General features: G+C 37.0%; 14 protein-coding genes. 1 reads left to right on the forward strand and 13 read right to left on the reverse strand.

The window, feature by feature from the left end:
- Positions 1–3: 3 nt before the first annotated feature.
- The 13 genes from AC0IXC_RS27435 to AC0IXC_RS27495 all read right to left on the reverse strand — a co-directional run bounded on the left by AC0IXC_RS27435 (position 4) and on the right by AC0IXC_RS27495 (position 10444).
- Positions 4–885 carry a phage tail family protein gene (locus AC0IXC_RS27435; protein WP_471653615.1) on the reverse strand — a complete coding sequence of 294 codons (882 nt, stop codon included), beginning with the start codon at positions 883–885 and terminating at the stop codon, positions 4–6.
- Positions 885–4034: a phage tail protein gene (locus AC0IXC_RS27440; protein ID WP_471653616.1), complete on the reverse strand. Its 3150-nt coding sequence runs from the start codon at positions 4032–4034 to the stop codon at positions 885–887. Before AC0IXC_RS27440 ends, AC0IXC_RS27435 begins: the two co-directional genes overlap by 1 nt.
- A gap of 15 nt (positions 4035–4049) precedes the next feature.
- Positions 4050–4310 carry a hypothetical protein gene (locus AC0IXC_RS27445; RefSeq protein ID WP_471653617.1) on the reverse strand — a complete coding sequence of 87 codons (261 nt, stop codon included), beginning with the start codon at positions 4308–4310 and terminating at the stop codon, positions 4050–4052.
- Between the two features lie 77 nt (positions 4311–4387).
- A complete protein-coding gene (locus tag AC0IXC_RS27450) occupies positions 4388–4774 on the reverse strand; it encodes a tail assembly chaperone (protein ID WP_471653618.1) in 387 nt (128 codons plus the stop codon).
- A gap of 65 nt (positions 4775–4839) precedes the next feature.
- Positions 4840–5313, reverse strand: coding sequence for a phage major tail protein, TP901-1 family (locus AC0IXC_RS27455; protein ID WP_471653619.1), 474 nt, complete (start codon positions 5311–5313; stop codon positions 4840–4842).
- 14 nt (positions 5314–5327) lie between these two features.
- Positions 5328–5729 (reverse strand): phage tail terminator family protein, encoded by a 402-nt coding sequence (locus tag AC0IXC_RS27460; RefSeq protein WP_471653620.1) that lies wholly within the window; start codon positions 5727–5729, stop codon positions 5328–5330.
- 2 nt (positions 5730–5731) lie between these two features.
- Positions 5732–6223, reverse strand: coding sequence for an HK97 gp10 family phage protein (locus AC0IXC_RS27465; protein WP_471653621.1), 492 nt, complete (start codon positions 6221–6223; stop codon positions 5732–5734).
- Positions 6208–6600: a DUF3599 family protein gene (locus tag AC0IXC_RS27470; protein ID WP_471653622.1), complete on the reverse strand. Its 393-nt coding sequence runs from the start codon at positions 6598–6600 to the stop codon at positions 6208–6210. Before AC0IXC_RS27470 ends, AC0IXC_RS27465 begins: the two co-directional genes overlap by 16 nt.
- Positions 6600–6992: a protein YqbG gene (gene yqbG, locus AC0IXC_RS27475; protein WP_471653623.1), complete on the reverse strand. Its 393-nt coding sequence runs from the start codon at positions 6990–6992 to the stop codon at positions 6600–6602. Before yqbG ends, AC0IXC_RS27470 begins: the two co-directional genes overlap by 1 nt.
- Before the next feature lie 5 nt (positions 6993–6997).
- Entirely contained in the window at positions 6998–7165 is a 168-nt protein-coding gene (locus AC0IXC_RS27480) for a YqbF domain-containing protein (protein WP_088037685.1), read from the reverse strand.
- Positions 7166–7171: 6 nt separating this feature from the next.
- The gene (locus AC0IXC_RS27485) at positions 7172–8101 is read right to left on the reverse strand and encodes a phage major capsid protein (protein WP_088037684.1); all 930 of its coding nucleotides are present in this window, start codon (positions 8099–8101) and stop codon (positions 7172–7174) included.
- Between the two features lie 21 nt (positions 8102–8122).
- The gene (locus AC0IXC_RS27490) at positions 8123–9355 is read right to left on the reverse strand and encodes an XkdF-like putative serine protease domain-containing protein (RefSeq protein WP_088037683.1); all 1233 of its coding nucleotides are present in this window, start codon (positions 9353–9355) and stop codon (positions 8123–8125) included.
- Between the two features lie 150 nt (positions 9356–9505).
- A complete protein-coding gene (locus AC0IXC_RS27495) occupies positions 9506–10444 on the reverse strand; it encodes a DUF2726 domain-containing protein (RefSeq protein ID WP_215599712.1) in 939 nt (312 codons plus the stop codon).
- Positions 10445–10550: 106 nt separating this feature from the next.
- Between AC0IXC_RS27495 and AC0IXC_RS27500 the strand changes: the two genes are divergently transcribed.
- Positions 10551–10715, forward strand: coding sequence for a ribbon-helix-helix domain-containing protein (locus AC0IXC_RS27500; protein WP_165762372.1), 165 nt, complete (start codon positions 10551–10553; stop codon positions 10713–10715).
- The last annotated feature ends 4 nt before the right edge of the window (positions 10716–10719 follow it).

Here is a 10719-nt window from a genome sequence, read left to right on the forward strand (position 1 = left end):
CACCTACTTATAGTAAAATCTAAAATCAAATTCTAAAGTTGCTGATGTACAGTTAAATACTTCTAAGGTATTCCATCCTGGTGCAAGCTCAATAAAATCTTTCTTGGTATTTCTCAAAAACTCTAATCCATTTCTTCTTATGTTTGGCCCATCATAAACAATAGTATCTGAAAAAGCTAAAGGTACAGTTATTGTCGCTGTGCTAAGATTTGTATGATTTTTGACCATAAATCCTGCTGTGCTACCTGATACGTTGGTAATTGTCATTTTCACTTCCTGTTCAAATGGATGGACTGGAATATGACCGGGATTATAAATTTTGAACTGTTGACCTGACACAACGTAATGTTTATAAACTCGTGAAGCAGGATCAGTTATAATCCCCATACCTACTCCCCACAAGCCGCTTGTTGAAGTAACTCCATCTCGTTGAATATCAGAAGACTTCCCGATAGATTCAGCAAATGGTAAGTCTGCTGTTTCGAATTCCAATTCACCAAACCCATACTTGAGTTGCTGATCTATATCAAATGTAGAGGCCACATTTACTTTATATCGTTTGCCGCCAACGAATAGATTATCTCCATTTTGATATTCTAAACGCCTTAATTCCCGCACGTAGAATGGTTCTATACTGGTTATAACTTCGAACAATTTATCACGTATCATTGCAACATCTAATAAATCTTGTCCTTTAAAATAAAAAGGTACGGTTATAGTCCGCACCCCATAAGTAGAACCTGTATGAATTCTTCCGTTTGTTCCTTCTACATCTAAATAAGTAGGACGTATTTCCATCGAACCAACACGGAAATCCTGCACCTGGACGTTTATGTCAGATAGTTTCATAACTTGTCCATTCATTCTTGTGATTTGTACGTCCATTAGAAATACCTCCTTACTGTGTTTTCGACTGCATTACCTTCATTTACATGAGGTCTTACAATACGTCCTACTGTTTCACCTTCCATAACTACTTGTAAGTTATCTAATTTGTCACCTAGACTTTTAACTGCAGCAGCTACTAATCTATTGTCATTTTGATTTGCTGTGCTGGTTGATTGTGAGTTAATCATTGCTTGTTGCCCAAAATCTGATGATGAATTGACACCTGATACATACGACGGAGCCCTATAACTTCCCGAAATAGAAGGAATTACAGGAGCTACTACATTACCTGGAAGGATATCACCCATTTGAATGGAATCAGTCAAACTTGAAAATCCATCTTTAACAGCAGATGCCATATCTAATGCGGTGCGCACTAGAGGGTTTATCATGCTATCCATTCCCTGATCTAAACCTTGACCTATGTATACCCCTATATCTCTCATTACTCGAGAAGGAGAGTGAATGCGGAAAAATCCAGTAATAGTATCTTTTATAGACCGACCAATATTAAACACTTGCTGTATTAATTTATTGGCATAACTGTAAATACCATTAATAAGACCAGAGATCATTTGTTGACCAATCGTGAAAAAGTAACTTACAAAACGCTGGACTGTATTTACCGCTTGCCCTAGTACCCAGCCAATAGCTGAAACTACACTGTTCATTTTGCTTTGTATTCCGCCTATAATAGCATCCCAAATTCCAACAAAGAAATTTTTAAACATACCGCCCCAGCTTTGTGCAAGACGCATTATATTTTCTAATTTCGAACCAAAGAATACATATAAATCTGCAAGGGCATCATTCCATACTTTCTTTATATCTCCCCAAAATTTACCGAATAATCTCCCTATGTCATCACCAAATTTACCAAGCCATTTCAGGACTCTCCCAGCACCCCATAATTGTAGGTAACCCCAAATCGCTTCTAGTGCTCCAAACCAAATTTCTTTAACTCCTTCCCAAACTCCAGCCCAATCGCCTGTAAAGAGGGAAGAGAAAACTTTCACGATTCCGAGTATAACTTTCAAAATCCCTTGTATAAAATCACGTACCGCTTCTAGCGTTCCAATTACAATTTCTTTTATAATCGGCCAAGCAAATTGGAAAACAGCGACTATAATTGGCATTACAGTCTTAATAATTTCAACTATTAGACCCCACGCATTAGAAAACGCCTGTTTTATCTGATCTCCATTTTCTAACCAAAATTGAGCTATTTGAGAGCCGATTTCTGTCATGAATGACCATACTCCCAGTAAAAACTCACTTATTGTCTGCTTGATAGTTGCAACAGTATTAACAATTGTTGCGATTGTTTTAGGGTTCATTCCTAATGATTTTAAAAGTGCTGTTCCGTTCTCTTCATCACCTGCGAACAACGCAAAAATACCTTGCATGAAAGTTGCAAAGTCAGTGAAAACTTGTTTAATTGTTTCAATTACTCCTCGAACCGTTTCGCCAAACGATATGATCGCCCTAGCATTCTCTGGCGACATCCCTAATGAAGTAAGCATACTTGCTGCTCCACCACTATTACCTTGTATAACCTGCCAAAATGCTTTAAAAACAGTTATCACGTTATTTATTGCGTTTCGGAATGGTTCTATATGCTCGTAAGCCAATTTAAAGCCTAATACAAGAGCAGTTATAGCGGCAGCTACCCCAAGTGCTACAGGAGTAGTTAATGCCAACCCTTCAAGAAGCGGTCCAATTACCATCCATACCGCAAATGCAGCAGCTCGATACCCCTTGAATAAACCAATACCTACTGCTAATGGAGTTAGAATTACAGCTAATGCAGAAGCTAAGTATAAAATCATCCCTGCAACTTTGGTTATGTTAGGATTTATTTCATTAATCTTTTGGATAAACTCTCCTACTTTGGTAAGCGCATTAACAAATCCAGCAGCAAACTCTCCCCAAATTTCAACGAATGGTTTTAAGGCTTCTGCCCAGACTCCCTTAAATTTCTCAATTGCTATTCCAAGAGGTTTAAGTGAATCCTGCAACTCTTTTATCTTTTGTTCAGCAGATTTTCGAATCCTTGTTAATTCATCGGCTACTGCTTCATTCGTTAAACTAATTTTTTCTCTCCAAAGAGCGACGTATTGATCTAATTCAGGTTTTGACATTTTTGCTAATGCTCTAATTTGCCCTGCTGCTTCAGGACCCATTTTATAAAGCTCTTCTTTCAGCTCTACTGGGATTCTTCCACTTAACGATTTCATATCTTTAACCCAATCGCGCATTAACGCTACTTGCCCGGCAAGGTTCTTCGCTAATTCCTTACCACTAAACGTTTCCCTAGTGACCTTTTCAAACAGTCCGGCAAAATTATAAACTTCATCAATTCGTTTTTGATAAGCCTTAATATATTCTGCTGTTATGTCATCTTGTTGTTTTCGTATATCAGAGGGATCAGGTCCTTTTGCGGCACTCCACATAGCTGCTGTAAATATTCCAAATGTCGCAACAGTTGCCATTGCTGTCATTTGCAAACGCATAAGACCCATATTGATAATTCGTATCTGATCATTTAACTGTTTCATCGATGCATTAGGACCAACAAATTCTAATGCTAACCTAGCCGCATTACCTGAGTTGGCAAATCGGTTAAAGGCACCTACAGCAGTTAGTGCACCCCGAGACAAGTTGTAAAACGGATTTCCCATAGCAGTTAAATTGCCTTTCAATCTATCCGCCATAAGGGTCATATTCTGCATATAACCAATTGTTTGAAGAATGGATGCCATTTTCATCCTGTTAAGATTCATCATTGCATCGTTAGCTTTCTTCTCCGCTGCTCCTAAAGCAGTCACTTCACGTATTAAATCTCTTGTTGAACCTTGATAATTACCTAAGCTCATTCCGAGGTCTAAATAAGCCAATTTTGTACGTTTCAGTTCCTCTATATGAGGCTTCATAGCTTCACGCTGTTCATATTTCATTTGCCGTAATCTACGGCTGTATTCACTGTTAGAATCGCCCATATTTTCAATACTACGACGATATTCACGAGAGCTTCGACTTGTTGTTGTTACAAAGTCATCCATTTGTCGACGCATTTGTTGTATTTCGCGTCGCATTTGGTCTGTTTCAGCCCTAAATTGGACTACTAATTCTTCTTGTGTAGCCAAATCTCTACCTCCTTTCTAATTGAAGTCGAGATTTTGTAATTTCTGCATGTTTTCTTCTGATTTTTTCATTTTTTCCTCTATGGATAGTTCCTTACCGTTTTCGCCAGTTAACTTGTTTCGATTGAATAAATCGGTTGGTTTTAATGGTTTTTTCGGGTCGTGGTGATAGGCCACGCGCATCATTAGTGCATATATACTATGAGTTTGCAGTTGGTCAAGATACTGTTCGTTACGACCAATTATCATATTTTGGTACTCACGCGGGGATAGGTTCATAGATTCTCTAGCTGTTAAACCTAAATATCTGAACCCATCCTGCTGCACCTTATCAAAATCTTCTTGTGTGTATTCCTTTACACTAGAAGATCCTCCATCATTTCCTTGCTGTCCGGATTCTCCTTCTCCACTTTCTGCAACATTTTCGCTTTCATCTTCTGAGCTGTCGCTTGATAGAAAAAATGATCTGTAATTACTTCTTTGATAACCTTTTTAATGTATTCTTGATTCAGTATTTGTTTTTCCATCAACTTTTCTAGTGCATCCTGAATCTTTTCACTTGTGAATCCTTGTTCTGCATGAAGTAATCCGTAATAAATTGCATCTTCAAAGATTTCTAGGTCACCTAGCATTGCGACAGATACAATTTCTTGCGCTCCACCTTTATACTTTTTGTTAATTTCAGAAATAGCTTTATAAGTTAACTTCAGTTCGTATTCTTTTCCTTCGATTTCAAAAAACATATATATCAATCTCCTTTTAATTGGATGTTATTTTCAAATTTAAAAAGAGCGGTAAAAACCGCCCTTTACTGACCTGCACCTTTAGGGATTTCTGTGAGTGTTTCTGTTCTTACTGCTCCAGATAATTTCACTTCAACTGAATAAGAAACGAATTCACCATTTGATGAAGAACGTTCAAAAGAAGTGATCATATAGTTACCTGCTTCTGCTTCTTTTGTTCGCATGTTGATTTCATAAATCTCCATATAGTCACCATTTCTAATGGCAGCTTTAACAGCAGGATAATACGGGTCTCCTTCTGCTAATGTACAAGAAAATGAACGAGTTTCTTTTCTTTTTCCATAATCGGAATACGATCTATCTTTAGATTCTGCTTCAATCTCATCAGCTTCAATATTGTGAGAGTCTTCTGTTTGGTCAAACGGTCTAACTAATATTGTTTGACTTGTTTGATCCTTGATTTTTGCAGCGATAATAAATTCATCACCGCGATACATTCTGTTCTTCACTGTTCCAGGCGTTACTGTTACTTCAGCCATATTTTTCACGCTCCTTAATTTACATAAGCTTGTTGGTATTCAAAAATCATAGTTAATTGCGCAGAACCAACTCCACTCGGAGCGGTTGTTACTCTTCGAAAATAAATCGTATCAATCGATTCACTACCATCTTCATTACGAAGAGGTATTGTGTAACCGTTGCTTCTGATTTTATTAGCAACCTTTTCAGCTGCTTGCATTGCCTTATCTGTCGTTGTATTAAAAAACCTTACTACCATCGTGTATAGTAAGGTGTAATGATCTTTTGAAGTTTTATCATCATTTATAGATAAAATCGGATAATACACCGATGGAATGACTAGTTCTTCTGGAACTTGATCATGATAAGCAAATGTATTAACAGGTAGACTGTCATATACAAAAGCTTTCATAGAACCATGTATTTGCTCATACATAATTATCTCGCTCCATTCTGTACCCATTGCCTAAATTGGCGGTCAAATGAACGTTGAAACATGCGTTCATATATTGCTACTGCATTATCCCAATAAGGGCGACCTTCTATGAATTTAGCAGTTAGCATCATTCCAGTTGGAGCGTGTGGATCATATTCGAAATTATGACCTTCCCATCTTCCTGGCACAAATCTTCTTACCTGCTGCCACCCATCATTTTGAAGTTTAGCGTAATCGACATTCGTCCCTATTTCTAAAGCTAAACCGCCATCAGAGGAGCGCCATACGTTTCCGTCTCCGCCTTTATCAAACGAATTTAGCAGTCGTCTTGTATCAACAACTGCTAATGAAATAATTTGATTTTGAACCTCTTCTAGAAATTGAAATCCGCTAGCTTCAAGCCATAAAGCAACGTTCTGATCCAGTCCATTTGCCATACGATTCAACTTGGCACTGAACTCACGGAATCCCCTAGTCGTTATTTGGCTAGCCATGGCTCACTCTTCCTCTCTGCTATGGCTTTTATATGATTAACCTCACCAGTAATCGGGTGCACTACTGGAAAAGGATTACGTATATAGTAAGTGACGTTTGTATTCTTCTTGATCACTTTGTCATTGTGCCTCGCGTCTGTACCAGGTATGAATAACACTTTGATTTGTTCTGTATTCAATTGATTGGGTGACGATTGAATAGTATCAGGAGCAGCAGTTGATACATTCTCAGCGAAATAGCAGGTTTGTTCTGCTGTATCAGGGATATCAGGATAAGAATATACAGTATCTCCTGGTTGACCATATTTACCTGGTTGCTCTTTTTTCTGTAAATGGTAAATATCACATTCATGAACAAGCATCCCTTGAAGAGACATTAAATCTCCCTCATTTTGAATGTGACTTTATTTTTACCTTTATGATCCATGAATTTCTGCAGAAGATACAGAACTGAAGGTTTAGTTATACTCTCACTATCCTTTGTATAGGAATAATCACCGCCACCAATACTTTCGGACTTAATACCCTTCATTGCAGTAGTGTCAGTGTTTGTGTATGCGTAATACTGTGCTAACTTCTTGCACGCTAACTTCACTTCTGCTGGCACTTTAGGGTACTTTGTCTTATCACCAAAATCTATTCTAGAGAGATTATAAATCTCTGTATCTGCCTCAAGTATGTCCTGCTCCAACAAAGAAACAGGACGTTTTTTCACTTCAGGTAATACCGTGTATTCAATTAATTCTTGAGCAGTAATAAGTGGTGGCATACTTATTACTCCTCTCCTTTAGATTTACTATCTTCTTTTCGGACTTCAAATTGTTCATTACCACTTAGGTAATCGTACGTTTTCTTTGTAACCTTCTCTTCTTGCCCCAATAAAAATAGACGTTCATGGACGTCATATGTTTTCCCGACTATTAATTTAGCATAGTAATTCAAAAGTCATCACTCCTTAACTTTGATAACTTTTGCCACTGCATCTTCCTCTTCAAACTTCACATCGACCTTCGCAGTTAAAACAATAATGAATTTACGAGCGCGAATATCCTTATCTACTTCAATTCGAATATTACGGCTCATACCTGTCACAATATTTTTAGGAGGAGTTAATAAAATATCAGATACAGTATTTTCTCCATCATTATATGGCTGTAACATAGCAATTCCCTCTACTGGTACACCATAAGCAGAAGCTAAACCACCTTGAAGTGAAACATCCCCTAAGTTAGTTTGTCGCATCGCTACTTGGTCTTTCCATTCAATTTCTAAACCATGCGATGTGTAAAATTTCCAATTTTTAGGGTTACGCAGGTATTTAGCAGGAACAGCTTTATAAGCTTTCTTAAATACATCTTTAGTAAACACGCCTGCAGCACCATCTACAACATGCGAAGTTGCTTGTTTACGTAGGCCATCTAACAAAGCTAAATAAGGATCTGTAGATGCTATATCTCCATTCAAAATTAATTCTTCAATATCTAATGCTGCACGGTCTGCAATCATCTGCATAATAGTGTTTTGAAGATTCCCCCCCTCAATATTATTTTCCAATGTATCATAAGTAATATGCACTTCAGCAATTACTTCTTTGGCATTTAACGTAATTGTACTTGTTGATGGAGCAGATCGATCAGAGTCTTTTAAAGGTACCCCTTCAACACCAGGTCGAAGAATACGGGAACCAAAACCAATCTTTTCAATTTTAAGGGTGTCTGAAGCCATTTGAACAAAACGTGAATCCTTTAAAATAGTAGGGGAGTTTTGTACCATACGTAAAAATGTATCAGCTTGTTCAGGGTTCATTAAGCCACCACTAGCTAATGTAGCAAGGGTAACATCTGCTTTTTCGATAATTGTTTTGTTATTAAGCGTCATATATATTTTCCTCCTTCAGGCTTACAGTAAGCCGTTCCATACAGATTTTTTGACTTCTGTTTTTTCCACAACATCAGTATCTTGTTGATTACTAATACCTTGAGATTTCTTTAAGTCTTCAATCTCTTCACGTAGAGGAGCGGTAGCAGCTTCAACAGCTTTTTTTACTCTAATTTCTTCTTCTGTTTTTTCCTCGTCGAGATTAAGATGTTTCTTAACAAAAGCTAATTCCTCTTTAATTGGATTCACTGCTTTTTCTACTGCGGATGCTAATGTCTTTTCTAACTGTTCTTGGTTAAACTCCATATTGTTTTCCTCACTTCCTGCGCCTTCCGGTGACGGTGTGACGCGTGTTTTTAGGTTTGTTAATGAATCAATGGCCGCATCAATATCAGCCATGTTCGTATTACTAATTTTCTTACCTGCTTTTTCTACTTCTGCAGCAAGGGATACAACAGGTTTGTTCTCCCATGCTTTCACTACTGCTTCAGTACCCTTCAACTCGTTGATAATCTCAACAAATTCAAGCGCAGCTGCTTCAATACGATCTAAGTCAATAGCATCGGCTGTAGGCGCATTCCAAAGAGATTGATAGAAAGTATCTTCTAAAGCGGAGAAAGAAGCGTTAACATCACGACGATGTTTGTTCTGGTTAAATTTATCTCTAACCTCGCCTTTTTGAATGCTCTCTCCACCAAAAAAGCCCTTCATCAATTGGAAGAAGGACTTCATTTGTTTCTCTTCAGTTTTCGTTACTTCTTCCTCAATCACTTCTGTTTCAGCGATTCCAGCAAGGGAATAACCCGTCATCTTACCATCTTTAATGTCTGCCCATATCTCATCGGTGGCTTTTGTCACTAACACCCATGTGCCTTTAGTGATCGTTTCACCGTTAATGTCCATATCAACAGGAGCTACATAGCTTTCTACCACTTCACCTGCTCCTGCGTTAAAATCATGTTGAGCATCGATGTTACGATACTTAGCGATGAAATTATGAGCGGATTTTTCAATATCCTCAGCAGTCATGAAGTCGCCATGTGCGTCATGTGTACTTGAATCTTCTGCACTTCCAGGAGAATAGACAATTCCGTAAACAAGCTGTTGATCTTCATCTTCACCTTTGATGATTTTAACTTCTTTTTCGAATGTTGGTTCTTGCTCACTTTTCGTTAAGAAGAACTTCTTTTTGTTTGCAGCTTTATCTACAATAGAAACAAAGCTTACATCAACGTTTTTCAGTTTCCTTGGCATTTATTCACCTCCTTTCAAAAGGATACTCATTTGATTTTGTGTTAACTTATTGATTTCTTGTAAATTCCATCCTGACTTCAGTAAAAGGTAAGTTAATTCGTTCAAATTATCCCTCCTTATTAAAATAAAAAGACATCCATTAAGATGTCCTTACATAAGAGAAAGTTGTACTTCCTTATTTAATCCACTTATTTCCTTATCGAGTATTTGTGAAATATTATCAAATTCCCAATACGGTATTCTTATAAGTGGAATGTTATTTTCTTTACAATAGTTCGTTTTAATTTCATCTCGATTTTTACGTTTTTGTAATCCTGCTTCCCCTCCAAAATGAGGTATCACTTTATAATGTTGTTCTCCATCGTATTCGATAGCGCAAATTATTTCATCTTCATTGAACACAACAAAATCAAAAGGTAGAGGCAACGTTGCTCTGCAATCATCAAACCAAAACTGTCTTTTGAATTTAAGGTTATTCGATTCTAAACAATCATTTATTTGTTTTTCGCCTTTAGATTCTTTACAATTGGAACAACCTTTAACACCTAAAGAAGCAGCTCTTATTTCACTTTCATGATTACATTTTTTGCATTTATATAAAGCTCTTGTCTCATGGTTTTTAACGACAATTCCTAAAAACAGCATATCATTATCTTCCATGCGCTTCTTTATTACAGAAGCCTTTAATCTTTTAGGTGATATCTTACCTTTAAGTTTTTTCGAAATTACTTTGCTTGCTACTTCCCGCCTTTTCTTATTATCAATCCATTGAACAACAACTCTTTCACTATTGTCCCTAACTGAAATATCGTAGTACTTGAGTAGCTTCGGGATAGTCCTGTTATTACAATTCAACTCTTTGCACAATTGTTTTATTGTTGCACGTTCAATTACATATCTCGTTCGTAACAGCTCGGCTAGTTTGTTATTATGTTCTTTTTCTATGCGCAATCTAACCTTTTCGAATGCTGCTTTGTATCCGCAATCCTTAGAACAGAATCTCCCCCATCCTTTTCTCACATAATCCGCTCTAGCGCCAAATCTCACATTGCAAAACATACAAGTTGTTTCAACTAATTTTCTACCCATATAACCACCCCTTCTAGTTATATAACCTATATAACTATTATAATATGCATAACAACTATTGTCTATATAAGTTATATAACTTATAATCTTTATAAGAGGTGATAACATGGCTGTTGATAAAACTAAAAACACACAAGTTTTAGTTACATTTCCTAATGAAATGTTAAAACAAGTAGATGAATATTGGCACGAGAATAGATTTAAAAACAGAAACGAAGCGATTAGGGAATTAATTCGTATATCTTTATCTCAAAAAGAGACACAAGAATAAGCAG

Source organism: Bacillus sp. AC266 (assembly GCF_979253805.1).